Genomic DNA, 26,783 nt, shown 5'->3' with positions numbered 1-26,783 from the left:
TAACAAGTTTTACAAATAGCGCCGTAATTAGTTATTTTCCCTATACTGAATAGTCCTGCTTGTCTTCCACAGCGGGCACAATCGGTTAATCTTTCGCAATTCAAACAGAGTTGACCGTTCAAGTGAATTCGTTGTATTTTCTTACAAATTTTGCATTTTTTTTGAGGGAACCACTGAGGGTAACAGTTGCTACAGTAAGCTTCGGCTCTATAATTACGAATAATTTTCAATTGTTTCTCACACACAGAGCAAGTATTTAATTGAGGTTTATGCATCTTGGTGCTTATTTTTATTGCTCATCTATATGTAATTTCCGCTTTATTCGTTCCCACTTTCTACTAAGATAAGCAATTGATTCAGTGCTGACTTTTCTTGTTTTCTTAGGTGAAGCTACTTTAGAATTTAAAGCATGTTCAAAAATAAGCTGTAATTCTTTAGGGTAAGGTTCAAATGATAATGCTTTTTGCGTAATGTTACTTTGCTCTATGGCCGTAACTACTTCTGATTTGGTTAAGTTAATGATAGAAAACGCATTTATAAGTAAGCTTTCTCGTTCAGTAAGAGGTAACAGCTCAAAAGTAAGCCCTGTTTTTGGTGAGCATAATTCTTCATGCTTGATATTTAGCTTTTCTATAAATAAAGCTATTGCGTGAGTGGACTTAATAATTGCGGCACGTCTCAGTAAGTTTATAAAATAACGTAATACGGAAAAGTAAGTTTTTTTATTTACCGAGTGACCCAAACATGAGCCAATATCTTTTTTAAATGTAATGTTAAGCTTTTTGAGAGCTGTTATTTGGCTCTGATTTAATGATGTAGATTGTTGAGTAACTAAGCTCTCACCACATTTATGGCAATTATTAAGATGTCGATTATCTGCTGAAAGCAAATGTGGTTGGTATAATGTTTTACAATCATTACATTTGTTTTTAAGTAAAACATTATGTTTTAAGCACCCAAAATTCCATGCTAAACGCCATTGGTTGCGTAAGTATGATTTTTCGCCTAAGCAATAAGGACAAAAAAACTGTCCAATATGATGTATCCGATTACGAGAGCTTCTTGGAATAATCCATTTTGGACTTCCATTAATAAAAGTATTTTCACCATTAATCTCATATAAAATTGAATACAGAGAATGGCTTTGGAGTTTAACAGAATCATTAATTGATAAACTCGTGATGTCTGTATAAATTTGTGGCTCTATAGACTCAAATCCACGGTCTAAATCGTAAGTCCATAAACGGTATTCACTCCAGTAGAAGCCAGTGAAAACAAGTGGCTCCGTACCACAATCTAATGCTGAGCGAATTAGCCAAGACGTAATACTTTCATCAGGATAAATTGCGGTTTTAATTGAAGAGTCTTTTATCCTATAATTTTTCGTAAGCCTTGTGTTGGTTGTACCCATGAGTGCTTCTCTATAATCGCTAAGGTAATTTGTTCTGTACCACTAGTAATTGCTTCAACAGTACAAGCCACTAATAAACGATGAACATTTCCTAAGTTCCCGCCGGAGATAGTGTGAATTTTAGCTGCCAGTGCAGGGTCCTGTAAGTTTGAACAATTTTGTAGTGGTAATACACTTTGAAACTGAAAAAGCAGTTGTTGGAATTTATGGTCAAGTTTCCAAGTTGGTAGCTCAGCTACATCAAAACGACTAGCGTGTTGTGGATCTGTGTGTAGTACTCTTATCGCGTCCCGAGTGCCTACACCAACGATCGGAATCTGCAATTCATTACACAGCATCTTAATGGCATTCATTACTTGGCGCTGCAAACGAGGCGTACCTACTAATAAAGAATGAAACTCGTCAATAATCAGCATTTTTACTTTGTATTCTCTAAAAAGATGTATAGTCTGATAGCGAAGTTTCACGAGACTGTCTGTTGGTCTATAAGGCACATAGAAGCGCTCAAGCAATGAGACATATAACTCTTTCTCATTTGCACTTGGTGGAGCTTCAGCCAAGATTATAGGGCGTATACCGTTTGAATGGCTGTCAACATGAGATTCCCCATATAAATCATAAAATCGTCTAATTAGCGTAGTTTTTCCGTTGTTAGAATCACCAATAACAAGTAAATTTAACATTCTTGGTCGTTTGGGCTTATTCATCAGAGAAACTAGGTTTTCAATTATGTCTTTAGCGATGTCATAACCAATCCAGCGAGGCTCGTCTAAAAAAGCAATTCGTATATCATTAGGTGCGGTCACTAAATGACGAAACTTTTCATGAACGTATGTATATAATTCATTCATTATTCAACATCTCCAAAACTGAACTCAGCATCGTTTGAAAGTAATCCATCATTTAGCGTTTTAGCTTGCTTCATTACTGGTTCTTGGTCTTTAATATTTTGCACCTTAGTGTTAATGATTGACTTACTTTTCTTGTGCGTTTTTTGTCTTTGTGCTTGCCTACGAGCTTTTTTAGTCCGCTGTGCTGATTCATTAACATGTTCACGCATTGCTGTTAAAGCTTCGTTTATTTGCTGCGTGTGAACGTACTTTTCACTATTATTCTTTTTTATATATGAACGAACTTGCTTGTATTCCCAAATACTCATATCAGGTAAAGTTTGATCTGCAAATGGAATTGGGAAATAACATTTTAATTTGGGGTCATAAAACCAAAGACGTCCAATATTTCGAGGATCACGCCGAAAGAGAAATTTTTTACTCTTGTTATCCTCATCAGTATCATTAATATACATATTTAACGCTACGTCGTAGTAACGTAAACCATCAATTGTTACTCCATTGGGTTGGATGGTACGCCTCATGCTTGGCAGGAAGTCTAATAGTACAGTTTGCTCATCTACAGGCATTTGTGGATAACCACAGCCAATATGATCTTCATCACCAAAAACACCTAAACTCCACTGTTGAACTGGCGATATCCCTAAAGATGAATGTGTTCGCTTATGATAAATATTTACAATAAAATTTAATAACCAGGTTTCAAACTCATCTAATGTCATTATAGATTCAGCTTCTGAGTCGTAATTATCTTTTTCTTTAATATTAGAGAATGTAGTTCCGCCTAAATTATGAACTTCTTTCATAAATGTTCCGATAACACGCTCAATATGCCCCCCAAATTCAGGGCGCCCCACAGGACGAAATTCAAGAGCAATACCATGTGCTTCACAAGACTTTGCTAAATCAAGAGAGCGAAAATCAGCACCGTTATCGACATGGATTTTATTCGGGTACCCAAATACATTCCACTCACCTTTTACATTGTGATCCAGCAATAATTTTTCTTTTGGTAAAATACTGCGAGCAATGCACATCGCGACAGATGTTACAGATGGCTCATCAAGTGATAAGTAGTAGCCGGTAATCATTCGACTATAAATGTCCATTGCTAAGGTTAAATGAGGTCTGCCGATTGGTTTACGATATTTGTTATCTACGATTATTAAATCTACTGGAGTATGGTCGATTTGAATCACACTTAATGGATAATCTGCATTTGGAAAGCTATTTGGTTTTGGGGTGAATTTATTATTGGCTTTCTCTTTTTGTCCCCGCTTTCGTAAGCGCTCATTCTCAGAGATTTGTAAAATACGTTTACGGATAGTTCGCTTGCTTGGACTATTTATTTTCTTAGTACTAGCTATGCGTTGGACTTCTCTAATAGTTTGTTCAATTGTGGGGCGTTGTTTATGAAGATAGAAATCGTTTATCACTTGAGAAACTAATTCGTCTTGTTCTTTATTTAAGCGAGAGCTCCCAGCTTGCCAACCGCGTTTTTGATCAACTAATCCAGCAATAGAGCCGATAGAGTTATAAGCTTGTAACCAGCGATATAGGGTGCGGTCGCTTACACCCACCGTTTGTGCTCGTTTTTTAATTGCATTGGGATTGTATTGTTCAGCATTAAGCAAAGGTTTAATTGCTTCATATTTTTTTAATGCTTTTTCCCAATAGTCTTCGTCGATTGTACTCAAATCAACTGATATATCTTCACGTTCATTGATTTTAATGTTTTCTAATTGATAAATACTAGCAATCTTACTTTTTCGAGTATGGAGGTTACGAATCATTACTTGAGCATTTTCATCTAGATATTCAATTAATTCATATTGATTGCCATCATCACGATGGAGGTAGATATTGCCTTTTTTGAGTATGATTCGCCCGCGCTGCAAACGATTGTGCTCACGTTGTTCTATAATGCCTTTTTCAAATAACTCATTATCCATTTTCATAACTCCATACTTCGCTAAATTCGTTTATTGGATCAAACCAGTTGCAAGCAAGCTTTTTAGTTGCTAATAAGTGATAGATGACTTGTAAACCTTTAGTTCTATAAAGTGAGCCAGTGAAGAAACGAGTTAGTAAATTATCTATATTGGTGCCACCGGTTAACATAACTTGATTCATAATAGCGTCTATATCAGCTTGCTCACATTTCAAGCGTTTGTAACGCTGCATAGAATTGATATTAAAAAGAGCTAAATGCCTGATTTTATTTTCATCATAAACATGAAATACGTATCCATTCTCTTTGCAAACAGCGATAGCCGCTTTCCATTTTTCTTTCCAATCCTGCCAATTAGCTCGCCATTTAGAAGTAGGTTTTACCTCTATTAGCATTGATTTTCTTCCATCATTAAAGCGGACAAAAAAATCAGGTGTATAAGAATATGTCACACCATTTTTAATAAATGGGATACGGGTAGGCTGAGATACTATTTCTTCTACGGATTGAAGGTAAGTGAAGTAAATCAAAAAATCCCGTTCTAAGGTTGATTCATAAGGCAAGCTTATATCGCTCTTAAAAGGTAAATGCCCTGATACACTGTTACGTGTCGGCTTAATTTTGCGAACTTGTTGAAATGTTTTTTCTACACTCATAATATTTTGACAACTATTTGTATATTTGTAGTGGATTTGACAGTTATTTGTAATCTTAACGCCATCTAATTGTATCTTGGCAAGTGTAATGAATAGCTATAAGCTATATTTTACGGTTTTATTCTTTCTGATTATGACACTTATTGGTAACTTCTACAGCTCGTCAAACCCTAAACCGGGTGAAATTTCATTGGCGCATAATGGCGTGCTTTTTTTAGATGAGTTGCCAGAGTTCGAACGTAAAGTGCTCGATTCGCTGCGTGAACCTATGGAAACTGGTACTGTCACTATTTCGCGTGCGGCAAGGCAAATGGAGTTTCCGGCGCAGTTTCAGCTTATTACGGCGCTAAACCCCAGCCCTACAGGTTGCCATAATGATAAGCGGGCAACGCCTGATCAAGTAATGCGTTATTTGTCGCGTGTTTCGGGGCCGTTTATTGACCGTATTGACTTACAAATTGAATTACCAAGGCTAACGAGTGTTGAGTTACAAAGTAGCAAACCCGAAGAAACCAGTGCAGTAGTAAGAGCGCGAGTAGAGGCTGCTTATTATTTGCAGCTAAAACGCCAAGGTAAAGTGAATGCGCGGTTAAACAATAAAGAAATGAGTATACATTGTGATCTCGCTTCCACTGAGTTGCAGTTTTTAGCCAGAGCGAGTGAAAAACTGGCATTATCGCCACGCTCATACCATAGAATAATTAAAGTAGCGCGTACTATTAGTGATTTAAAAGGGGCGGAGCGTATTAGCTTAAATGAGCTAAAAGAAGCACTTAACTACCGCGCCTTTGAGCGCTTACTAGCGCAATTAACTAAGTACTAAATAGAGAGCATATAACCTTTGCCGCGTACGGTAACAATGCGCTTTTGATCTTTTTCATCATTTAATTTTTTACGCAAACGGCCAATTAACACATCAACAGTACGATCGTTTGGGCTCCAATCAGGCTGGCCTATTTCTTCAGATATTTTTTCGCGAGAAGTTGCTTTACCTGCGTTACCAATTAAACAAATAAGTACTTTATGTTCCGCTTCGGTTAAGCGCGATTCAGCACCTGTAGCTGTAATTAGTGTGCGGTTGTCGGGGTGTAATTTAAAGTCGGCATATTCTATAAACTCTTCGCCGTTGTCATCGTTTTTATCATTTTCTGAATTTAAGTGTGCAATGCGTTTATATAAAGCACGCATGCGCAGCTCTAGTTCAAGTAAGTCTACGGGTTTGCATATGTAGTCGTCTGCGCCTTGGGCAAGGCCAGCAATACGATCGGCCTGTGAATCACGGCTCGATAATAAAATTACGCCAATATCGGTAAGGGTATTTAGCTCTTTTGCAAGTTGTAAGCCGTCGCGCTTTGGTAAAACAATATCAATAATGGCTAATGAAAAAGCACCGCGCAAATTAACTCGCGACCTTATAGTGCTCAGTGCATCGGCGCCAGTAGGGTCAACTTCTATTGTAAACTCGGTATTTGTAAAATGATTTTGGATGCGTTTAACGAGTAATTCGTCGTCCTCAACCAATAAAACATGAATAGTCATAATACTTTATTGTTAATGTTTATAGTTTTCTATGGTAGCACCATTAAGTAAAGGCTGAGAAGGGCGTTTATTATTTTTAAGTAAGCTAATGTTTCAAAAGTAGTTAATAAGTTTACAGTTTAGAAAATTTAGCACCTTTAGGGTTTTATTAAAGGTGCTATTTAGCCTGCTGTACTCAGAATAAATATCTTAATCTAAGTTTGCTTAATTATTAAAAATAATTTAGCGATTAGTCGTTAGGGTAAAGATAATCCCACCATTGTGGCTCATTTTTAAGTTTTTTATCAAAATAAGCTAACATGGTATTCCACCAATCAAAACGTTTGTCGCGGGCAATAATTTGATGGTTCGCACCTTTGTATTCTATTAACTCTACATCTTTATTAAGTAATTTAAGTGCAGTGTACATAGTTAAGCTTTCGCCAACGGGTACGTTAGTATCACTGTCACCATGAATGAGTAGCATAGGCGTGGTTACTTTATCGGCATTAAATACCGGGCTATGTTTACTATAAAGCTCGGGGTTATTCCACGGAAAGCTGTTTTTAGACGCTTCGCCAGAATATAAGTAGCCCCACCATCCTTCACCCCAGTAAGATGTGAGGTTAGAAATACCAGCATGAGAAATCGATGCGCTAAATAAGTCGGTTTTAGTTGCTAAATGCATAGTCATAAAGCCACCGTAAGAGGCACCTAAATTGCCTACCTTTTCGCTATCTACATAGTTGTATTTATTTAAAAATGCCTGCGTGCCTGCAATTATATCGTCGCTGGTGTAGTTGCCCCACGCATTAACGTGCTGCGCCGAAAACTTTTGCCCAAAGCCGGTAGCGCCTGTTGGCTGTATTACATAAACCACATACCCGTTTGCCGCCCATAAATTAAACGGATAACGTCCAGTAAAGCCTCGTGTCACTGGCGATGTGCCGCCATAGTAATAAACCAGCGCTGGGTGTTTTTTAGTTTTATCAAGGTTATTTGGGATATAAACACGCCCTGAAATTTCAACGCCATTTTTATTAGTGAAATTAAATTCTTCGAGAGTTGGAATTTGTGTATTTGCATAGCTAAGTGGCTTTGAATCCCAGACTATTTTAGCGGTGTTTTTACTTATATTAAATCGCTTTAATTGTTGTGGACTAGAAGCAGTGGTGCCACTGAGTAATATTTCAATGTTGCGCTCGTTTGAGTAGCTAAACTGCTCAACAATATCTAAACCGGTATTTAATTTTTTAAAGCGCTGCTTACTTAAATCAAATAGGTAGAGCGGTTGGGTGTCGTGCTCAGTAACCTTTAGCAATGCGTCGCCATTGTTTAAAACACTCAGTCTTCCAATTGCTGGATCAAACTGTTTACTGAGTGCTTTAACGTTTTTTCCGCCGTCTGTAAGCAGGTAAAGTTGACCGTCGTAGTTATTCGCTAGCATTTCTTTTGGCAATGCTCTACCTGCCCCATTTTTAAAGTCGGGACCTGCAACAACATACACGTCCTTATTGGCGTACTTGGCCTGATTAAAAGTTTTAAATTTACCCAAAGAAGTAAGCTTATTTGATTTTAAATCAAGCTCTACTAGTTCTGTTTCTGGGTGAGTTGACGCTTGCATAGCGACTACAGGGCGGCTCATTAATAGTTTGCCGCGCTTATTGTTAAAGTCTTCAAAGCTATGCGAAAGCGGCCCTTGGCTGAGTGTTTTTATTAAACCACTTTGCGTATCAAGCATATAAACTTGGCTTACTGAACGTGCGTATGACCAGCGATCTTGTAACCCTTTATAATGCTTCGTGAGTTTGTCATTACCCTTGTCAGATGCAGGGTTAGACCAACTAAATATTACACTGTGCTCGTTATAAAAGGTAAAACCGCTAGCGCCTTCTAAGCGAGTAGAGAGGGTTTTTACTGATAAATTTTTACGGTTAAGTTGTTTTAATTCACCATTTAGTAAATACACTAAAAAGCGGTTATCTGGGCTCCAAATAAGGTTGCTTGGTTGTTCTGCCTCAAAGCGATACAGTGTTTGATTGTCGGTGTTTTTAAGTTCAGTTACATTGTTTGCTTGATTTAGTGTTTTATCATTAAAGCGGCGCGTTGTCGTAATATAGTGCTCTGAGTTTGGCGCTAATGATAAGCCGCTAATAGTGGGAGCATCAAATAATTGTTTTGCCGATAAACGCTTAGTTTGTGAAGTACTAAGGGTAATGTTATCGCTCGGTGTTTTTGGTGCAAAGTCGAGTATTACATCGTGCCAATTTGCAACTTGTTGCGCAACAATAATAGCAGTATGACTACCATTATTTAAGGCGAGTTTGTAGCTGCTGTTGTCTGCCTTTTGCAATTCGCCATTTATAAACAATTGCCCTTGTTCAATGCCTTTTAAGGTTAACGTACCTTGGCTAAAACGCGTGGTTTCTATATTAAACTTAAGTGCCTGTAAGCCGCCTAAAGTGAGTGCATTTATTTTATTAAATGGCTGCCAGCTGTGTTTTTTGTCAAACACCGAAAAGTTAGCTACGGGGAGTTGTAGCTGGGGTAATAAGTTACTAATTATGGTATCGCTTTGGGCCGTTTGAAAAGGCTTTAATTGCATGTTTTCAGCCAGTGGCCCAATAAATTGAATTTTAGATTTATCAAGCGGCGCTGCAAACGCGGTAAAACTTAAGCTGCTAAGAGTAAAAAGGGCAAAGGAGTGTTTAAATAGTTTATTGCTATGACGCCAAAGTGCGTTAAGTTTCATTATTATACCTATTATTATTGAGTCTTTGGCCAAATATAGCATGTATTGTTATCATGCCCATATATTCAATTAAGCGGAGAGCAAATGACATTACTGATAGTTTATATGGTCGTTGCCATTGTTATTTCATTTTTATGCTCAGTAATGGAAGCCGTGCTGTTAAGCATTTCACCTAGTTATGTTGCATTACTGCGTAAAAAGCAGCCTGTATTAGCTAAGCAGCTCGAAAAGCTAAAAAATAATATTGATCAGCCATTAGCGGCTATTTTAACGCTTAATACGGTGGCGCATACCGCCGGAGCCGCTGGAGTTGGCGCGCAAGCAGCTATTGTATTTTCGGATGCAGCAGTAGGGGTTGCCTCTGCAGTGATGACTTTATTTGTGCTGGTGTTTTCTGAAATTATACCTAAAACGTTAGGGGCAAACTATTGGCGAGTACTTACCCCAAGTGTGACTTACGGTTTACGCTTTTTAGTTATATTGCTTAAGCCTTTTGTATGGCTTGCACAAAAGCTGACAAATTTAATGGGACCAAAGCATGACCAAGCCTATTATATTCGCCAAGAAATAGAAGCTATGGCCGATATAGGCACCGAGTCGGGGGCGCTGCATCAAGATGAGTCTGAAATAATTCGTAACTTATTACATTTTAGACATGCCAAATTATGCGACTTAATGACCCCACGTACAGTTATTTTTAAAGTTCATAAAGACTTAACCGTAAACGAATACTTGAACTTGCATGGTTCGTCGTCGTTTTCTCGAATATTAGTGTTTGATAAAGACACTGACGATATTATCGGTTTTGTGCATAAAAACGATATTATGTTGGCATGTCATCGCTTAGGCAGCGATTACAAAATTAGTAAGCTAGTAAAGCCAATTTATACGGTTCCTAGTTCGCAAAATGTGTCGTCGTTGTTACAAACCCTATTAACAGACCGCACGCATATTTGTTTAGTAGTTGATGAGTATGGCGACGTACAAGGGATTGTCACTCTTGAGGACATGATTGAGGCGCTAATGGGGTTAGAAATTGTAGATGAGCGTGATCAGTCCACTAATATGCGTGCAGTTGCGAAGCAGCGTTGGCATAAACGTTTGGCAAATAGTAAAAACTTAGTCACTGAAGAGGATAAACACCCTAGAGGAGACAACTAAAGAGGTCTCCTTATTAGCTTGGGGGTTTATAGTTAATGGTATTTCCTGTCACTTTAATCCAATATTGTGCCCAGTCTATAAATTCACTCTTAGATTTAGGACGACTAAATAAAAATCCCTGTATTGCTAAGCGAGTTTTGTAATGCCTTAAATAGGCAAGCTCTTCGGGGCGCTCAACCCCTTCTGCTACTAGTTCTAAATGCTCTTGAGTGGTAATGTCGATGAGGGAGCTTACAACAACTTGAGAAAACTGATCTGTTTCTATATTACTAATAAGTGTGCGGTCTATTTTTATTTCGGTAAAGGGCAAGTTTTTAAGCTGGCTCATGTTAGTAAAGCCAACGCCAAAATCGTCAAGCGATAAACCAAAACCATGCATTCTTAAGCGGTTTAATGTTTCTAATTGGCTTAGGCTTGAAAGTGCATGTTGTTCGGTTATCTCAATAATAATATCACTAGGTTTAAGCTGGTTAAGTTTTAATATAAGCAATAGCTTATTTGGGCAGCTAAGATCGTTTAACTGCATGGGGGATAAGTTAAATGCCAGTTTTAAATTTTGTCCTAGCTGCTCTTTTATATTTTCGAAATCACTGGTGGCTTTTTCAAAGAGCGCAAATGTAATTTCATTAATTAGATCATGTTGCTCAGCAAGGCTAATAAAACGAGCTGGTAAAATTATACTACCGTCGGTATTTGATACAATACGCGCTAATACTTCAGCACTTTTTATTTTACTGGTATTAATACATATTTTAGGTTGATAAAACGGCGTTATTTCGTCATTTTTTAATGCGTTAATAAGCTCTGTTTTTGAAATAGCAGGTTCTTTTATTAAAGTGTGGCTATTTAAATAGGCAACTTTATTTAATAAGGAGCCTACTTGAGTTAATTGTACGGGCTTAGAAATATTACCGATAAGGTGAGCATTATGCTGCTTGGCTAAGTTGGCAGCTAAACTAATTACCTTATGCTCCATTTCAGAAATAATAATAATGGCGCCTTGGTAATTTAGCTCTCCTAAATGGCGTATTAGCTCCATGCCATCCATTTCAGGCATGTTTAAATCGGTAAAAATGGCATCAAAATAGTTTATGTCACGTTTAACTTTTTCTAGCGCTTTTGTAGCACTTAGGCAAGTGGTTATGGTATCCGACATATCTAACTCAGCGAGGATTGCTTCCATTACAATTAAAATAGCTTTTGAGTCATCAACGACCAGAATATTAGGCACTACTTTTTTCACTGTTATCCCTTTCAATGCATAGTGTGTACTACTGTAAAAGTAGTAGATTCTCATGTGTTTGTCATTCTTTTAATGTGTTTATTAGCCGGCTAATAAAAAGTTGTTATTAATCATGCTCGCTCGTGTTTTTTAGCTGAGTCGGTATACTAGCGCTATTGTTTTAAACGGTTTTAATTATGATAAGAATAGAACTTAAGTTAGCCGAACAGCCTTTTACACTAATGGTTTCTGGGCAAAAAGTTGTGCAGATATTTCATAGTCAACAAGCGATTACTTTTGATAACCCCCGCGACAACTATTATCAATTTACTTTTGATAACAAACTAATAGGTATTGATAGCTCATTGGTAAATGAGCAGAGTATTTCGTTGTTTGTAAACGATGAGTTTGCTACGCAACTTGCTTTACCTGCAGCTACTGGCGATGAAACTAAAAAAGGCTGGCTAGGATTGGCCGCACTTGGTTTTAAGTTATTTAAAAGTGCCAAAGTAATTAAGGTGGTGTTAGCGGGAGCGTCAGTTGCCGGCTATGCCTGGTTATTCAGTATTGAGTTTGCACTTATGCTTATTGCTTGCTTAGTGGTGCATGAATACGGCCATGTGCGTGCCATGCAATATTTTGGCATTAAAACCAAAGGCATTTATTTAATTCCGTTTGTAGGCGGGCTTGCAGTAAGTGATGATAAAATTACCACCCGTTGGCAAGATGTGGTTATCTCACTTATGGGGCCCGCATTTGGTTTGATCACCTCTGTTTTAGGTGTGGTGCTTTATTACGCCACCGAGATGGAGATTTTTGCAGGTGTCGCGGTACTCAGCGCATTACTTAACTTATTTAACTTATTGCCCATTTTACCGCTCGACGGTGGTCATGTCCTAAAGAGCATCAGCTTTTCAATGCGCTCTTGGATAGGCTTAAGCGTGTGCTTGCTTGGTGTGTTATTTGGTTTATGGATAAGTTACACCTTTGGCTTAATGCTATTGGTGTTTTTCTTATTCATTGGTGCGCTGGAAATCGTGTTTGAGTGGCGCGGCCGCCATTATTCGCATTTGTTACCACTGGACAAATACGGACAAGGTTTTTCAGCGGTAATGTATGCACTCGTCGTTGCAGGACACGTCGCGGTGATGATGCACTTTGCTGACTCTGAAAATGCAATTTTAAGCCTACCGATGAAGATTTTATCGAGTTAGCAATAATAACAGTATGATGGCTCAAAATTTATTCATTGTGCTGTTTTTTTTGTTCGGTTGTTGCTGTTTTTAAAGGTTTTTGTATGTTTGTTGTTGTTTTTTGTAACTGAAGATGTAGTGTCCTGATATCGGTATTTATTCAGGAATTGTTCAGGGATGTTGTTTAGAAAGGAAGCTGTCGCTCAGCAAAGTGAGCGTTTAACGGGGGCTATTACCCTCGCACAACCTTTATCAATAAAATTGACTGTGACTATTTTGGCATGTGTTGCTGTCGCGGTCATTACATTCTTATTCACCGCAGAATATTCACGCAAAGAAACCGTGCGCGGTTTTTTAATGCCTAATATAGGGGTTATCCAAAGCTTTGCTAATCAAGGTGGTATGATTGAGCAGCTATTTGTACAAGAGGGCGATGCCGTAAATAAAGGTCAGCCGTTGGCGACCATTATTGTGCAGCAAAATAATAGCCAAGGGGTTGCCTTAAGTACCCAGCTTGTTGAGCAGCTAAGTATGCAAATACAGCTGCTTAATGACGAAATCACACAAAATCATACCTTACAAAAGCAAGAGTCACTAAACTTGCAAGCGCAAAAACGTGCACTGACTAATGAACAAGCTGCATTACAAAGCCAGCTAAAACTGACCGATGAAAAACTAGCACTACTTAACCGCCAGCAGAGCAACCTTAATCAACTTAATAAAAATGGCTTTTTATCAAACATTGAGCGTGAGCAACAACAGCAAGCCCTGTTAGATGCTAAGCAAGAAAAACAAAACCTAGCACGTTTGCTGATGCAGCAAGAAAACCAGTTAAGCCAACTTAACTTTAGTATTGCCAACGTACCACAGCAATATACGCTGCGTATAAATAGCCTTAAACGCCAGCAAGCGGATATTCAAAACCAGCTCACACAAATTAAAAGTAACTACCAATATACAATCACCGCCAGTAACAGCGGTGTGGTGACGGGGATTCAAGTAGTAGAAGGTGAAACACTCACTCAAGCCAAACCATTACTGCATATTATTCCCGAAGGTTCAGAATTAGTGGCTGAATTACTATTACCTACTCGCTCAGCAGGCTTTATACAGCTTGGTAACGATACGCGTTTGCGATTTGATGCCTTCCCTTATCAACGCTTTGGTTTTATTAACAGCAAAATTAGCCGTATTGATAAGGCACTCATTACCCCAAACGAAGTACGCTTGCCTATCGTACTACAAGAGCCAGTGTACCGCTTGCAGGCAACGCTCAGTCAGCAGCAAATGCAGGCTTATGGTAAAGCATTTGAGCTAAAAAGCGGCATGCTGTTTGAAGCAGATATTATGCTAGAGCAGCGCACATTAATTGAATGGTTACTCGAGCCGCTGTATAGCCTAAAAGGGCGAATAAGTTAACTATAGCGTACTACGAAATAAAGAAAAATTTAAAAGTTTTGGTGGTTTGCTAAATGTAAGCAACCGAAAAGGACGGCCAGCTTTAGTTAACTTTAGACGGATATCTAAAGCCAGCCTATTAACCGCTCACCTTTATTGAAAGGGAGCACATTAACAACCCGATGACTTAACTAAAAGCATCGGATATATGGAGTATAACATTATGCGTGAATTAAACGTAAATGAAATCTGTCAAGTACAAGGTGGAGCAATTGCAAGCCCGGGAGCTGTTGGTGCTGGTGGGTTACAAGGTGGAACGATGGGATTCTTAGGTGGTGTTGCTCGAGGTGCTGTAATGGGTTCTGCTAGAGGGGCTATTTTTGGAGGTCTAGGTGGTGCTATTTTTGGTGCCGCCATAGGTGCGGCATTTGTGGTAATCAGCCACTCAATGCGATAGTTTTTTATTAGCCACAACTTCATTGTGGCTAATTTTTTCTAAACTTAAGAAATGGAGTTGGACTATGAAAACCTTGAAAGTTGCAGTTTTGTATTATTTACTATTTTTTGTATCACTTTACCTTCTTAAATTCGTTAGTACATTTTTCGAGATTATCGATTACCCCTATGAGGGTGTTGTTGATATTTTGTTTGCCTCAATTTATTTTACGGTGCTTTTTACGTTGTTCGACCATATTTTCTTTAAGCATTTTTTGAAAAATAAAGATGTATAACGTGGGATTAAATTTTTCTTTGTCTAAATCAGTTCCTCTTATCCTTCAATCCGAAATAGCGGAATGCGGTCTAGCCTCTATGGCGATGGTGGCGTGTTATCACGGCCATAAGTTGGATATGCCTGCTATGCGCAAACGCTTTTCGGCTAACCTAAAAGGTATGAACTTACAGCAACTGATTGAGCTGGGCGATAACTTAGGGCTTGCTAGCCGTGCGCTACAATGCCCTCTTGATGAAGTCCATAAATTACAAACGCCATGTATTTTACATTGGGATTTAAATCACTTTGTAGTGCTGACCAAAGTCTCTGGTAAAGGAGTTGCGGCTAAGTTTGCTATTAACGACCCCGCTGTTGGTAAGCGTAGTTTAAGCGCGGAAGAATTCAGTAAGCACTTTACCGGCATTTGTTTAGAGCTGACTCCAACCAGTCAGTTTGAAGCTAAACAAGAACAAGCAAGAATGAAGTTTACCCAGCTTTGGAGCACCATGAAGGGCTTAAAAGCAGGGCTAATAAAGCTGATTGCGTTATCACTGGTATTGCAGTTATTTGCCTTAATGACCCCTTATTATATGCAGTGGGTGGTCGATGAAGCCTTAATCAGTTTTGATGAATCGTTATTAACGGTACTGGCTATGGGGTTTGCTCTTATTGCGATTATTTCGGTGGTGACTAATGCGGTGCGAAGTTGGCTGATTTTACGGCTTTCAAGTTTGCTCAATATGCAAATGGGCGTGAATTTGCTCAGGCACTTATTGCGCTTGCCAATGAACTATTTTGAGTCACGGCATGTGGGCGATATTGTCTCGCGCTTTGGCTCATTAGCGCAAATACGGGAGCGCATGACTACAGGGTTTGTAGAAACACTGGTCGATGGCGTCATGGCTATTACCGTACTCATTATGATGCTTATCTATTCACTAAAACTTACTGCGGTAGTTGTCGGCGCAATTGTGCTGTATACCTTAGTGCGTTTGGCGCTGTATCGGCCGCTGCACCAAGCCACTGAAGAAATGATTCAAAACTCTGCCAAAGAGCAATCGAACTTTTTAGAAAATATTCGCGGTATGCAAACCATAAAACTGTTTGGTAATGAATCACAGCGCCAAGGCATTTGGCAAAACCGCTATGCCGAGGTAATAAATAGTGAAATCCGTTTAGGACGATTAAACATAAGTTTTGATTCATTTAATAAACTGTTATTTGGCCTTGAAAATGTATTAGTAATTTACTTTGCAGCGTCATTGGTAATGAGCAATAGCCTGTCGGTAGGTATGGTACTGGCGTTTATTGCCTATAAAAACCAGCTGACTAGTCGCTTTGCTAATTTAATAGAGCAAATAATTCAATTTAAAATGATGCGCCTGCACCTTGACCGTATTGCTGATATAGCCCTCACGAAACAAGAAGCTAATCGTGACGGTGAAATGGCCTATATCGGTGACGACGAAGGTAATGTTAAAGGCCAGCTTACCCTTGAAAATATCTGCTTTAGTTACAGTGATGATCAAGCCCCCACTCTAAATAATGTAAATTTAACCTTGAATGCGGGTGACTCGATTGCGATTACCGGGCCTTCTGGTGTAGGTAAAACTACGCTAATGAAAATAATGCTCGGGTTACTACAACCTACCTCAGGTAAAGTGCTGCTTGATGGTAAAGATATTACCCAGCTTGGCCTTAAAAATTACCGTAAAAAAATAGCCGCCGTAATGCAAGATGACACGTTATTAGCTGGCTCAATAGCCGATAACATCAGCTTTTTTGACCCACAGCCTAATTACTTAAAAATAGAGCAGTGCGCTCATCATGCGGCAATTCATGATGATATTACCCGCATGACTATGGGTTATAACTCACTAGTGGGTGATATGGGCTCAAATTTATCCGGTGGGCAAGTACAGCGGTTGTTACTGGCGCGAGCGTTATACCAGTCGCCCTGCGTGTTGTTTATGGACGAAGCAACTAGCCATTTAGATAAAGATAACGAGGCTAAAATAAGTGAGCAAATACAGCACTTACCCATCACACGGATTATGATTGCTCATCGCCAAGAAACCATTAATATGGCAGATAAAGTATTTGAACTTAAAGGTGGAGAGCTGGTGAATATACAACAGCAAACGGAAAGTGCGTAATGTTGGGTAGTAAAAAATAATTTAAAAGTTTTGGTGGTTTGCTAAATGCAAACAACCGAAAAGACGGCCAGCTTTAGTTAACTTTAGCGAGCAGCTAAAGCCAGCCTATTAACCGCTCACCTTTATTGTAAAGGTTGAGCATATTAACAACCCGATGACTTAACTAAAAAGCATCGGATTTATGGAGTATAACAAAATGCGTGAATTAAACGTAAAAGAAATTCAAGAAGTGAATGGTGGCGTTGCACCTTTAGTGATTATAGGAGCAAAACTTGCTGGAAGAGCTTTGTTTGGGCTTGGCATGGCACTTCTTACTTCTAAAAAAGCTTATTAAGTTAGCTTATTGATAGGGAGGGTGGAAACCCTCCTTTTACAGGTCTTATGCTTAAATACAGTAAAAAAGCGACGTTGAGTGGGGCACATGTTACTTTTAAGTACAGTGTTTTAAGTGCTACTTTATCGATTGAGATTGATAGTGAAGTATTTTCAAAGCACTTAATTTGGCTACCTTGGCATAACATTGAAGTACCTATTGGTAATGAGCTTTATGACTTGAGAGTCATTACTTTGCCACTCAATATTTATACTTTAAAACTAAATAGTGAGGTTATTATCTCAGAGCTATTCCCTAAGCTCCGATACGCATCTATTGCGACATTTTTTATTGGTTTAGTAAAGCGAGTCTTATATATTTTACCCGCCTTATTTTAAGGGTAAAAACTTAACATTAGCGCAATAAACACGCCGGTTATAATTAATTGCACTAAACAAAAGCCCATGATGTCTTTGGCTTTTAGGCCGGCAATGGCCAGTACCGGTAAAGCCCAGAATGGCTGAATCAGATTAGTCCAGGCATCTCCCCATGCTACCGCCATAGCAACCCTAGGCATATCGGCCCCTAAAGCCTGTGCGGCGGGTATTACAATGGGGGCTTGTACCGCCCATTGGCCGCCGCCTGATGGCACAAATATATTCACTAAGCCGGCACTTAAAAAGCTCCAAAACGGCAATGATTCTGCGTTGGCTATGGCGATAAAGCCTTGCGAAATTTGTTGTGCTAAACCGGTGTCGACCATAATGGCCATGATCCCTGCATAAAATGGGAACTGAATAATAATCCCTGCGCCGCTGGGCACTGCTTGTTGTAAGCTATTAAGTAAATTATATGGCGTTTGATGCAGTAAAATGGCTGAAAATAAAAATAGCGCAATCACACTATTTAAATTAAGTGAGCCACCACTAAAGATAAAATAATTAGCTAAATAAACTAGCCCAAGCATACCAATGCCCAGTCCTAATAATTTGCTGTGCTCAATTTTATCGGCAGGGCGGGTAGCATTGTTGGGTTTAGGTATCGGTTCTGCTAGTCGGCTTTTATCGACATAGATACTGTCTTCAGCGCTGGGTAACATATAGCGATTAACTAGCGGCATAATAATGAATAAGCCCACCACAATGGCGATATTAAAACCTGAGAACAAGGTGGTGCTGGTGTTTATCACGCCCATACTTTGCTCCGCAAAATGCCCTGGAGTAGCAATGGTTAATGGAATTGAGCCAGCTAAACCGCCATGCCAAACAATAAAACCAGAATAGGCACTGGCAACCAGTAGGCGATAATCGACCGGTGTCTGACGCGCAATTGCTTTGGCAAACAAAGCACCAATCACTAAACCAAAACCCCAGTTGATCCAACTGGCGAGCAATGACACTAAGGTGACTAAGATAATCGCTTTTGGCGCAGTATTAGCAAGTTTTGCCAATTGGGTTAGCAGGCGGCTCATAATTGGTGTGCTTGCTAGCATATAGCCGGTCAGAAGTACTAGTAGCATTTGCATAGCAAAACTGAGTAAGTTCCAGAAACCACAGCCCCATGCTGTTAAAACTTGCTGTGGGCTGGAAGGCGTAACTAGTGTTGCAATTATAAAAGTCAGTAAGGTGAGTAAAATTACAAAGATAAACGGATCGGGCAGATAACGTTCGACTAGTTTAGTAAATGGCTTGGCAATTTTATTGAGCATAATGATGTATTTTTATTATGTGTGTGTTTGCCAATTAATCACGAATGTACTTAATTGGCAAATGCGCTGGTCGTTTTAATATTATATCGCGTATCAAAAGCGTTAATTTAAACATTGGTGCTATTTTTGTTGTTCAAGCACCGCTTTTAAACGTGTTTGTACTTCTTCAACCAGTAAATCAGGCTGGAATTTAGATAAAAACGCATTACAGCCCACCTTTTCAACCATGGCTTGGTTAAAACTACCGCTGAGTGAAGTATTAAGTACCACATGGAGATTTTTTAGGCGGTTATCATTACGAATTTCGTGGGTTAACCGATAACCATCCATCGCTGGCATTTCAGCATCGGTGATCAGCATCAGCAACTCTTTTTCTACATCCATGCCTTTATCGGCCCAGGCTTTAAGCATGTTCAGTGCTTCAAGACCATTACTGGCAGGGATAATCTCAATACCTAACTGTGTTAATGTGTCGCTCACTTGTTTGCGCGCTGTGGGTGAGTCATCAGCATGAAGGATTTTGCGGCCTACAAATTCGTTCACAATGCTTTTATCAAGTATTTCATCAGAAATTTGTACTTCGTACTCAACAATTTCAGCGAGTACTTTTTCTACATCGATGATCTCGACTAATTGTTCTTGGCCATCGCGTTGAATTTTGGTCAATGCAGTCAAGTAATGGTTTTTACCAACAGAAGTCGGTGGCGGCATAATATCGGACCATGTCATATTGACGATTTGATCAACTTTACCTATTAAAAAGCCTTGTACCGTACGATTATATTCAGTGATAACCAGATTACTGTCTTCAATGTGTTTGGCCGCAGGCATACAAATAGCTTGGCGCAAATCAATAACCGGAATAGATTCGCCACGAATGTTAGCAACACCAGAAATTTTCGGGTGAGCGTGAGGAATAATATTTAAGTGAGGCAGTTTAACCACCTCTTTTACCTTAAACACGTTAAGGGCAAATAGGTGTCGGCTGTGTAAATAAAACAGCAATAATTCTAAGCGATTTTCACCAACGAGCTGGGTTCGCTGATCAACAGAAGCTAATACACCTGACATAACACACTCGACTAAATAATTAATAATTCAAGTATAGCTTACACTGTTATGTTTAAAAAAAGCAGCCTAGATACTAATCTTAGTCGTTATGTGCTGCGCAGCCATTGCCATCATTTCAGCATTGCAGTAACTTATCGCATAATTGATAGCTAAATAACCAAGTGTGGGCATGCCATTTATATTTAAACGATTATTTTATTAGTCAGAAATCATATTGATCAGGTTAGCTGGCAAGCTGTGGCTATCGCAACACTGCTGCATATGCTGTTGATCTGGTTGCTGTTGGGTTTAGCTGGTGAAACCGCATTAAGCCCCGTTAGCACCTTTGTTTACTACTATATAGTAACGACTTCAACGGTAGGCTATGGTGATTTTTGTGCCAGCACAGACTTGGGACGATGGATTGTAGCAGTACTGCAAATTCCATTTGGTTTGGCTTTATTTGTCGTTCTGTTAGGTAAAACAGGGCAAACAGTTACTTATTTAATTAGGCGCGCTATGACAGGTGATAAAAGTTTTTCGCATTTTAACAATCACATAATTATTTTTGGCTGGCATCAAATCCGCACTAAAAAAATGATTGATTATATCTTGGCTGATCAAAAACGTATGGATAGACGCATTTTGCTGGCGGTGACAGAGCAAATGGAACATCCCTTTTTAGCTAACGCCCATGTTGATTTTGTTCGCTTATCGAGTTTTACCGACTGTGAGGAGCTTGAACGTGTAGCGATTAAGCAAGCCGATAAAATTATTATTGATGGTCAAGATGATGACCAAACATTTACCACAGCACTGCGTATTAGCAAATTAGTAAAAGACGATTGCCACATTAGCGCGCATTTTAATGATGAGAGTAAAGTTGAAATGCTACTAGAGCACTGTCATAACGTGGAATGTTCGAGCACTAAATCAGCTGAAATTTTAGTACGTTCTATGCAAGATCCAGGTTCTAGCCGAGTGCACGAAGAGCTACTATCAATTTTACATGGCGATACGCAGTTTAGCTTAGCCATTCCAGAGCAAAGCAAAGAGATGGAGTTTGGTACTTTGTTTCATCATTTTAAACATCAGCATGATGCTATTTTACTTGGTGTGGCACACAATTTAAGTGCACAAAATATGGATTTAAATCCGCCACTTGATTATAAAATTAACGCCGGCGACATTTTGCACTACATAGCAGTAGAGCGAGTATTAAGTCGTGAGGTTGACTGGCCGGCTTTGGCAAAAGCATGAACGAAGTTATATTTTTAATCATTCTTTTAATTGCCTATATTTTACCTGTGGTTATTGTACTCAATAGTAAGCGTACTCAAGGCCACGAAAAAAATGCTTGGTTAATTGGCATTGTATTTTTTTCGTGGTTAGGGCTTATTATGTATTTAGCCATAGTGCCTAAACATGGGCGTAAAAAAAGGCAAAATAAAAAGCCTTAAATATAAGGCTTTTTGGCAATAGGAAGTAGTTGTCGCAGTGGTATTAATGGTATTACAAGCCATTAGTTTAAATTTTAGTACTATTCAAGCTCTTTCAGTTTGTGCTTCACAAGAGGGTCGTTTGGCGCTAATTGCTTGGCGACTTCGAGTAATTGGATGGCATCATCGGGGTGCTGCTCTTGATGTTTAAGCGCTACATCAATCAGTGGCTGAATATCAATACTGGCTTGATGCTCCTGTACATGAGCTGTTTTTTCGTCTATCAAAATATTATGTGCAGTACTTAGTAACTCTAGGCGATGCGCCGATTTTTTATTCGCTTTATTGAGCCTTTTGTAATAGTCCTCTTTAAAGCGCAAGGTTTTAGTTTGCAGGCGAAATTGCGCAATATCAATTTGTTGATGGCGCATAAAATCCACAGCTACTTGCTTATAAAAACCAAACTTATTTAAGTAAGTAGCGTGAGTGCCGTGGCCCATACCAAATACCCGTAAATGGTTAAGTTGCTTATAGCGCTTGGCATGTAGTCGATCAATACGATTAGTGGGGTCGTAAATAATATAGCCTTGGGCGTTGCCTAAATCTAAATCGGCATAACTGCCTTCCCAATCATATTGCTGAGCTATATCTGTGCTAGAGCGGTCGTCCCATGGCACTAAGCTTTTGTTTTTAGTGCTAACAGGGTGAAAAAACAATACCTGATCCAGCTGGAGTAATTTTGCAAAAGCACCAACCGCAAAGCCGCCACGGCTTAAGCCATAACCCAATCGAGTCTTAAAAGATGTAAGCAGTGGGGATAATTGTTCCAGAAAAAAAATTAAATTGCGGTTACGAAACCAATTACTTTTCCCTAGGTGCTGAAAGGCAATCACATTTACGTTTTGTTTTTGTGCCAGGTGATAACCCCAGGGCGCGAAGTCTGCGTGAAGGTCTTGCTCCTGCACATCAGTACCAGCAGGCGAAAAGGTAAATAGTAGGGGCTTATTAATATCAATAAAGTCGTACTTAACATATACATCGCCAAGTAAATCTCCCCCAGACATTGGCAGTTTGGCTTGCTGCTCATCACACGAAAGGGTTAACCACTCATCTAACCAATACAGTAACTTCATTTTTCCTCCACAAAAACAAGCGGCGAATTATAGCAAATTATCATAGATAAGAAAAACCAACATACTTTTGTAGTAGTGTCATAGAGTTATATCTGTTGCACAGTGAATTGCTTTATTTATAAATTTACCGCTTATTTTAAATAACTAGAGTTCAAGTTAAGTAATAAAAGACTTTACTCCTCAGCCATGCGGGTAATTACTTGCCAATCACTTTTGGTTACGGGCATTATTGACAATCGCCCGCCTTTTTTAAGCGCTATGTCGGTGATGCGAGGGTTAGCTTTTATTTCTTTTAAGCTCACCAGAGAGTTTAAATGAGATTGATAAGTTACTTCTACCACTACCCAGCGAGGGTTGTCGCTGGTGGCTTTAGCATCATAATAATCACTACTTAAATCAAACTGAGTTGGATCTGGGTAAGCTGCTTTTGTTACTACAGCAATACCTACTACGCCTACGAGCTTGCAGCTAGAATGGTAAATCATTACGAGGTCACCTACTTTTACCTCGTCGCGCATAAAGTTACGTGCTTGGTAATTACGTACCCCTTCCCAAAGTGTGGTTTGATTTTGTGCATTTTTAAGATCGTCAATCGAAAATGCATCGGGTTCAGTTTTAAATAGCCAATACGCCATATCAGGACTCGTAGAATGATTTACATCCCTCTATTGTATAGTATCATTTGGGTATTAGAGAATTGAGGAAGTAATAATGAGCCAAGTATTAGATGATTTATTGTCGTTGTTAACACTTGAAGAAATTGAGCAAGGTTTGTATCGAGGGCAAAGCCAAGATTTAGGTTTTGGTGCTGTATTTGGCGGCCAAGTTATGGGCCAAGCGCTATCTGCTGCAAAAGAAACGCTACCAGAGGGGCGTATTGTACATTCACTCCACTCTTACTTTTTACGCCCAGGCGATGCCACTAAGCCTATTGTGTATGATGTAGAAGCTATTCGCGATGGTAAAAGCTTTAGCACTCGTCGGGTTAGTGCTATTCAGTACGGTAAGCCTATTTTTTACATGACAGCGTCTTTTCAAGGGGCTGAAGAAGGATTATCGCATCAGGCGACTATGCCTGACGTACCTTTACCCGAGGAGCTGCGTTCATCGTTAGAGTTTTATAAAGAAAACGCCGAGCAAATACCCGCAGCTATACGCAATCAATTTATTAGTGAAATGCCAATAGAAATACGTCCGGTGACCTTTCATAACCCATTTAAACCTGAAGCAATGGAGCCTGTTAAGCACATTTGGTTTAAAGCTAACGGTGAAATGCCAGACGATCAACGTATTCATAATTACTTATTAGCGTACGCTTCTGATTTTGAATTTTTGCCAACTGCTTTGCAGCCGCATGGTGTGTCTTTTATGCAACCTAATATGCAAGTTGCCACGATTGACCATGCAATGTGGTTTCATCGACCATTTAGAATGGATGACTGGATTTTATACTCAGTTGATAGCCCAAGTGCAAGCTCTGGTCGAGGATTAGTAAGAGGGCAGTTTTTTGACCGCCAAGGCAACTTAATTGCCTCAACAATGCAAGAAGGGGTTATGCGTCAGCGCTAACTTACGCACTAGTAAAAAGGGTAGTAGGTGCCATATAGATTATGCGGCACCTACATTTAAACAGGTAAGTAAGCGGCGTAGCACTCACTTAAAACTAAGGCTTTATTTACACTGACCTTGTACTATATCGCTAATTGACTGCCAAACACGTGCTGGCAATAATGCTTTAAGATGCATATAAGTTTCACATAATTGCACGCTGCCTATTAAGCCTGCATCACCATCAGTAATTAAAGACTGTGCGCGTAAATTATCAATAAAGCCGACCAGCACCTTTTTATCAAAAAACTCCGGGGTTTTAATCCCATGCAAAGTACCTAAGCGTTGTGCCAGCACTTGGCTTTCTCGCTCTAACTCCGCTTTTTCAATGCCGTTGCTAGTTTGTATAAAGCCAATCACAATGGCATAACGCTGCAACGTAAAGTTTAGTGCTTTACCTAACATATCTAATTTAGCCAAACAGTCGTTGGTATTGGTTATATGAATGTTATCGCCATCAAGTTCTATTAAGTTTTGATCGACAAAATTAGCCAAAATACGCGTAATGTAATCCTCATCTAGCTCTCGTAAATACCATTCTTTAGCAAACAGCGGATAAAACGCCGCAATTAGCTGCTGACACTTTGAAACTGTTGTGGTTTTTTCTCTAAACAAATGCAGTGCAATTAAACTTGGTACGGCAAAAAGATGTAAAATATTATTACGATAATAATTAAAGAGTGTTTTTTCTTTATCGTTAATCGCGATAATTTCGCCAAATTCATCACTTATCACATCAAACTTATTAAGCTTTAATGCATGCGTTAACAGTTGCTCTGGTGTTTCCTCTGGAGCTGTTACTTTATTACTGTAGCTGGCGTCGCGTTGTAAGCGTAAGTAAAAATCAAGTTGCGCTAAAAGTTTTGGCTTACTCAGTGCGTGCTTGTCGTTTACCAGTAAAATCATCGCTAATAAATTAACCGCATTAAGTGCCGCTGCATTGTTAATTTTAACCATAACTTGGTCGGCTAGGTTTGCCACTTGTGGGCCTAACCATTGTGGTTTTTGTACATCGGTAGGGTGTATGTCGTCACGCCAATTGGGTTGGTTGTCGTTTAAGTATTGGTTTATGGAAATAGGGTCACCAAAGTTTAAATAACCTCGACCATAGTTTTTAAGATTTTTAATCGCTTTAAAAATTCCAAAGATAGACTCACCTTTTTTATCATTTCCAGCGAGTTCTTTAAGGTACGTGTTAATTTCCATAACGTGCTCGTAACCAATATATACCGGCACAATAGAAATAGGGCGGTCAATACCACGCAGCATAGCTTGCATGGTCATTGCTAACATACCCGTTTTAGGTGGTAACAAACGCCCGGTGCGGCTACGCCCGCCCTCGGTATAAAATTTAACAGAGTAACCTTTAATAAATAACTGGCTTAAATATTCTTTAAATACTGCAGAGTAGAGCTTATTACCGGCAAATGAACGGCGAATAAAAAACGCACCCGAGCGGCGAAAGATCCCGCCTGCCGGAAAAAAGTTAAGGTTAATACCCGCGGCTATATGTGGTGGTACTAAACCTTGATGATAAATAGCATAAGTAAGTAGTAAGTAATCCATATGGCTGCGATGGCACGGCATATAAATAATTTCGTGGCCTTTATTAGTCAGCTCATGAATTTGCTCTGTGTATTTTATATCTATACCGTTATATAGCTTATTCCACAGCCAAGTTAAAAAGCGCTCAGCTACGCGTATCATTGCCTCTGAATAATTAGCCGCTATTTCATTAAGTAACTTAACCGCATTTTGACGTGCTTGCGCTTGGCTAATATTTTTAGCTTTTGCTTCGTCTTGTATGGCTTTTTTTATTGTTGGAGAGGCTAATAATGAGTTAAATAGCTGCTCGCGCGATGGCATTTTAGGGCCTGTTGCGGCAAGTTTTTGGCGGCGAAAGTGCACGCGGGCTACTCTTAATAGTTTTTGTGGAAGCTCGTTAACGTCCGCTTTTTCGTCTACTAAAAGTGATAAGTCGAGTGGTTGGCTAAAGCGGATAAAGTTATCTCGGCCAGAAAACAACACCACAAATAACTTTCTAAACCAACTTGGTGTTAATGAGTGTGTTATGAGCGTGCTAAGTCCGGGCTTTTCTTTGCCGGGCGCTCGGCCCCATAAAATAGTAACAGGAATAACCTGTACATCTTTTTGACCACTACTTAATAAGTGATCAATAATTTGTTTGCCTTGCGCCAGTGCATTAGTTGGCTTTGCTATGTCACCAATTAATGGAGGTGGGTTTTCAATCCCTATAAAGCGGTCTAAGCGTTGTGTGCCTAATACTTGTTGTTCTCTAGGATCGGGTAATCCATGGCGTTTACATACCCGAGCAAGCGCCGCTAAGTCAAAGCGAGAGTTTAGGCGCACAATATAAAAGGTAGGGTTTTTAGAGTTTAATTCATATTGTTCAGTCGGCTTTTCTGGCAGTACCTTACTTCTTACAAGTAAGCGGCTTACTCCAGCTGATAAAACATTTAAGCAATAATTTACAATACGCATCGACTCACCATATAGAGAGTAATTACCCATATAATTTGGGTATATAAAA

The 26,783-nt window shown here is 39.3% G+C and carries 22 protein-coding genes and 1 pseudogene; 11 read left to right on the top strand and 12 right to left on the bottom strand.

Annotated features, from left to right (window positions below; translation table 11 throughout):
* Positions 1–289: 289 nt before the first annotated feature.
* Genes CIK86_RS12575 through CIK86_RS12560 form a run of 4 tightly spaced genes read right to left on the bottom strand, consistent with a single transcriptional unit; the run spans position 290 to position 4,869 of the window.
* Complete coding sequence (locus CIK86_RS12575; RefSeq protein ID WP_086993689.1) at positions 290–1,411, bottom strand: TniQ family protein; 1,122 nt, start codon at positions 1,409–1,411, stop codon at positions 290–292.
* On the bottom strand, positions 1,369–2,262 hold the full coding sequence (locus tag CIK86_RS12570; protein ID WP_086993692.1) for a TniB family NTP-binding protein: 894 nt from the start codon (positions 2,260–2,262) through the stop codon (positions 1,369–1,371). The genes CIK86_RS12575 and CIK86_RS12570 overlap by 43 nt, the downstream gene beginning before the upstream one ends.
* Positions 2,262–4,214 carry a Mu transposase C-terminal domain-containing protein gene (locus CIK86_RS12565; RefSeq protein ID WP_086993695.1) on the bottom strand — a complete coding sequence of 651 codons (1,953 nt, stop codon included), beginning with the start codon at positions 4,212–4,214 and terminating at the stop codon, positions 2,262–2,264. The genes CIK86_RS12570 and CIK86_RS12565 overlap by 1 nt, the downstream gene beginning before the upstream one ends.
* Positions 4,207–4,869, bottom strand: coding sequence for a TnsA endonuclease N-terminal domain-containing protein (locus CIK86_RS12560; RefSeq protein ID WP_086993698.1), 663 nt, complete (start codon positions 4,867–4,869; stop codon positions 4,207–4,209). The genes CIK86_RS12565 and CIK86_RS12560 overlap by 8 nt, the downstream gene beginning before the upstream one ends.
* An 88-nt stretch (positions 4,870–4,957) precedes the next feature.
* Between CIK86_RS12560 and CIK86_RS12555 the strand changes: the two genes are divergently transcribed.
* Positions 4,958–5,692 (top strand): ATP-binding protein, encoded by a 735-nt coding sequence (locus CIK86_RS12555; RefSeq protein ID WP_254910708.1) that lies wholly within the window; start codon positions 4,958–4,960, stop codon positions 5,690–5,692.
* Here CIK86_RS12555 and CIK86_RS12550 read toward each other — a convergent pair.
* Positions 5,689–6,408: a response regulator transcription factor gene (locus tag CIK86_RS12550; protein WP_086993704.1), complete on the bottom strand. Its 720-nt coding sequence runs from the start codon at positions 6,406–6,408 to the stop codon at positions 5,689–5,691. The two genes, CIK86_RS12555 and CIK86_RS12550, sit on opposite strands and share 4 nt — an antisense overlap.
* Before the next feature lie 229 nt (positions 6,409–6,637).
* Positions 6,638–9,139, bottom strand: a complete 2,502-nt coding sequence (locus CIK86_RS12545; protein ID WP_086993707.1) for a prolyl oligopeptidase family serine peptidase — start codon at positions 9,137–9,139, stop codon at positions 6,638–6,640.
* 84 nt (positions 9,140–9,223) lie between these two features.
* Between CIK86_RS12545 and CIK86_RS12540 the strand changes: the two genes are divergently transcribed.
* Positions 9,224–10,300 (top strand): hemolysin family protein, encoded by a 1,077-nt coding sequence (locus CIK86_RS12540; protein WP_086993710.1) that lies wholly within the window; start codon positions 9,224–9,226, stop codon positions 10,298–10,300.
* A gap of 13 nt (positions 10,301–10,313) precedes the next feature.
* Here CIK86_RS12540 and CIK86_RS12535 read toward each other — a convergent pair whose 3' ends face one another.
* On the bottom strand, positions 10,314–11,543 hold the full coding sequence (locus CIK86_RS12535) for an EAL domain-containing response regulator (protein ID WP_086993714.1): 1,230 nt from the start codon (positions 11,541–11,543) through the stop codon (positions 10,314–10,316).
* 176 nt (positions 11,544–11,719) lie between these two features.
* Here CIK86_RS12535 and CIK86_RS12530 point away from each other — a divergent pair, with 176 nt between their 5' ends.
* The 6 genes from CIK86_RS12530 (at position 11,720) to CIK86_RS12500 (ending at position 17,692) form a co-directional block, all read left to right on the top strand.
* Positions 11,720–12,736: a site-2 protease family protein gene (locus CIK86_RS12530; protein ID WP_086993717.1), complete on the top strand. Its 1,017-nt coding sequence runs from the start codon at positions 11,720–11,722 to the stop codon at positions 12,734–12,736.
* A 156-nt stretch (positions 12,737–12,892) separates the two neighbouring features.
* Positions 12,893–14,134 carry an HlyD family efflux transporter periplasmic adaptor subunit gene (locus CIK86_RS12525; RefSeq protein WP_086993721.1) on the top strand — a complete coding sequence of 414 codons (1,242 nt, stop codon included), beginning with the start codon at positions 12,893–12,895 and terminating at the stop codon, positions 14,132–14,134.
* Between the two features lie 202 nt (positions 14,135–14,336).
* Entirely contained in the window at positions 14,337–14,570 is a 234-nt protein-coding gene (locus CIK86_RS12520) for a hypothetical protein (RefSeq protein WP_140391170.1), read from the top strand.
* Between the two features lie 266 nt (positions 14,571–14,836).
* Positions 14,837–16,981: a peptidase domain-containing ABC transporter gene (locus CIK86_RS12510; RefSeq protein ID WP_086993734.1), complete on the top strand. Its 2,145-nt coding sequence runs from the start codon at positions 14,837–14,839 to the stop codon at positions 16,979–16,981.
* 196 nt (positions 16,982–17,177) lie between these two features.
* A complete protein-coding gene (locus CIK86_RS12505; RefSeq protein WP_225741025.1) occupies positions 17,178–17,315 on the top strand; it encodes a class IIb bacteriocin, lactobin A/cerein 7B family in 138 nt (45 codons plus the stop codon).
* 47 nt (positions 17,316–17,362) lie between these two features.
* Positions 17,363–17,692 (top strand): hypothetical protein, encoded by a 330-nt coding sequence (locus CIK86_RS12500; protein WP_086993740.1) that lies wholly within the window; start codon positions 17,363–17,365, stop codon positions 17,690–17,692.
* Here the strand turns inward: CIK86_RS12500 and CIK86_RS12495 are convergent.
* Positions 17,689–19,002, bottom strand: coding sequence for a TIGR00366 family protein (locus CIK86_RS12495; protein WP_086993743.1), 1,314 nt, complete (start codon positions 19,000–19,002; stop codon positions 17,689–17,691). The two genes, CIK86_RS12500 and CIK86_RS12495, sit on opposite strands and share 4 nt — an antisense overlap.
* Before the next feature lie 120 nt (positions 19,003–19,122).
* A complete protein-coding gene (locus tag CIK86_RS12490; RefSeq protein WP_086993746.1) occupies positions 19,123–20,073 on the bottom strand; it encodes a chemotaxis protein CheV in 951 nt (316 codons plus the stop codon).
* Positions 20,074–20,242: 169 nt separating this feature from the next.
* Here CIK86_RS12490 and CIK86_RS12485 point away from each other — a divergent pair.
* Together CIK86_RS12485 and CIK86_RS12480 are read left to right on the top strand one after the other, a co-directional pair.
* Positions 20,243–21,312, top strand: a pseudogene (locus tag CIK86_RS12485) (potassium channel family protein).
* Entirely contained in the window at positions 21,309–21,512 is a 204-nt protein-coding gene (locus CIK86_RS12480) for a PLDc N-terminal domain-containing protein (protein ID WP_011326860.1), read from the top strand. Before CIK86_RS12485 ends, CIK86_RS12480 begins: the two are co-directional and overlap by 4 nt.
* Positions 21,513–21,592: 80 nt before the next feature.
* On the opposite strand, the gene CIK86_RS12475 is transcribed toward CIK86_RS12480, so the two are convergent.
* Together CIK86_RS12475 and CIK86_RS12470 are read right to left on the bottom strand one after the other, a co-directional pair.
* Entirely contained in the window at positions 21,593–22,624 is a 1,032-nt protein-coding gene (locus tag CIK86_RS12475; RefSeq protein WP_086993752.1) for a cytosolic protein, read from the bottom strand.
* A gap of 173 nt (positions 22,625–22,797) precedes the next feature.
* Entirely contained in the window at positions 22,798–23,259 is a 462-nt protein-coding gene (locus CIK86_RS12470) for an EVE domain-containing protein (protein WP_086993755.1), read from the bottom strand.
* Between the two features lie 76 nt (positions 23,260–23,335).
* Here CIK86_RS12470 and tesB point away from each other — a divergent pair, with 76 nt between their 5' ends.
* Positions 23,336–24,193, top strand: coding sequence for an acyl-CoA thioesterase II (gene tesB / locus CIK86_RS12465; RefSeq protein WP_011326863.1), 858 nt, complete (start codon positions 23,336–23,338; stop codon positions 24,191–24,193).
* 102 nt (positions 24,194–24,295) lie between these two features.
* On the opposite strand, the gene plsB is transcribed toward tesB, so the two are convergent.
* Positions 24,296–26,734, bottom strand: coding sequence for a glycerol-3-phosphate 1-O-acyltransferase PlsB (gene plsB, locus CIK86_RS12460; protein WP_086993759.1), 2,439 nt, complete (start codon positions 26,732–26,734; stop codon positions 24,296–24,298).
* Positions 26,735–26,783: the final 49 nt, after the last annotated feature.

The sequence above is a fragment of the Pseudoalteromonas sp. JB197 genome (assembly GCF_002332205.1).
GTDB classification, from domain to species: domain Bacteria; phylum Pseudomonadota; class Gammaproteobacteria; order Enterobacterales; family Alteromonadaceae; genus Pseudoalteromonas; species Pseudoalteromonas nigrifaciens.
The sequence above is the reverse complement of the archived record's forward strand: the minus strand, read 5'-3'. Positions and strand labels throughout refer to the sequence as shown.

Coding starts and splice junctions, on each gene's coding strand:
- CIK86_RS12470 (WP_086993755.1), bottom strand. CDS start 23,259: ATGGCGTATTGGCTATTTAAAACTGAACCCGATGCATTTTCGATTGAC.
- plsB (WP_086993759.1), bottom strand. CDS start 26,734: ATGCGTATTGTAAATTATTGCTTAAATGTTTTATCAGCTGGAGTAAGC.
- CIK86_RS12545 (WP_086993707.1), bottom strand. CDS start 9,139: ATGAAACTTAACGCACTTTGGCGTCATAGCAATAAACTATTTAAACAC.
- CIK86_RS12530 (WP_086993717.1), top strand. CDS start 11,720: ATGATAAGAATAGAACTTAAGTTAGCCGAACAGCCTTTTACACTAATG.
- CIK86_RS12565 (WP_086993695.1), bottom strand. CDS start 4,214: ATGGATAATGAGTTATTTGAAAAAGGCATTATAGAACAACGTGAGCAC.
- tesB (WP_011326863.1), top strand. CDS start 23,336: ATGAGCCAAGTATTAGATGATTTATTGTCGTTGTTAACACTTGAAGAA.
- CIK86_RS12550 (WP_086993704.1), bottom strand. CDS start 6,408: ATGACTATTCATGTTTTATTGGTTGAGGACGACGAATTACTCGTTAAA.
- CIK86_RS12525 (WP_086993721.1), top strand. CDS start 12,893: ATGTTGTTTAGAAAGGAAGCTGTCGCTCAGCAAAGTGAGCGTTTAACG.
- CIK86_RS12480 (WP_011326860.1), top strand. CDS start 21,309: ATGAACGAAGTTATATTTTTAATCATTCTTTTAATTGCCTATATTTTA.
- CIK86_RS12540 (WP_086993710.1), top strand. CDS start 9,224: ATGACATTACTGATAGTTTATATGGTCGTTGCCATTGTTATTTCATTT.
- CIK86_RS12505 (WP_225741025.1), top strand. CDS start 17,178: ATGCGTGAATTAAACGTAAAAGAAATTCAAGAAGTGAATGGTGGCGTT.
- CIK86_RS12520 (WP_140391170.1), top strand. CDS start 14,337: ATGCGTGAATTAAACGTAAATGAAATCTGTCAAGTACAAGGTGGAGCA.
- CIK86_RS12500 (WP_086993740.1), top strand. CDS start 17,363: ATGCTTAAATACAGTAAAAAAGCGACGTTGAGTGGGGCACATGTTACT.
- CIK86_RS12475 (WP_086993752.1), bottom strand. CDS start 22,624: ATGAAGTTACTGTATTGGTTAGATGAGTGGTTAACCCTTTCGTGTGAT.
- CIK86_RS12560 (WP_086993698.1), bottom strand. CDS start 4,869: ATGAGTGTAGAAAAAACATTTCAACAAGTTCGCAAAATTAAGCCGACA.
- CIK86_RS12570 (WP_086993692.1), bottom strand. CDS start 2,262: ATGAATGAATTATATACATACGTTCATGAAAAGTTTCGTCATTTAGTG.
- CIK86_RS12495 (WP_086993743.1), bottom strand. CDS start 19,002: ATGCTCAATAAAATTGCCAAGCCATTTACTAAACTAGTCGAACGTTAT.
- CIK86_RS12490 (WP_086993746.1), bottom strand. CDS start 20,073: ATGTCAGGTGTATTAGCTTCTGTTGATCAGCGAACCCAGCTCGTTGGT.
- CIK86_RS12555 (WP_254910708.1), top strand. CDS start 4,958: ATGAATAGCTATAAGCTATATTTTACGGTTTTATTCTTTCTGATTATG.
- CIK86_RS12575 (WP_086993689.1), bottom strand. CDS start 1,411: ATGGGTACAACCAACACAAGGCTTACGAAAAATTATAGGATAAAAGAC.
- CIK86_RS12510 (WP_086993734.1), top strand. CDS start 14,837: ATGTATAACGTGGGATTAAATTTTTCTTTGTCTAAATCAGTTCCTCTT.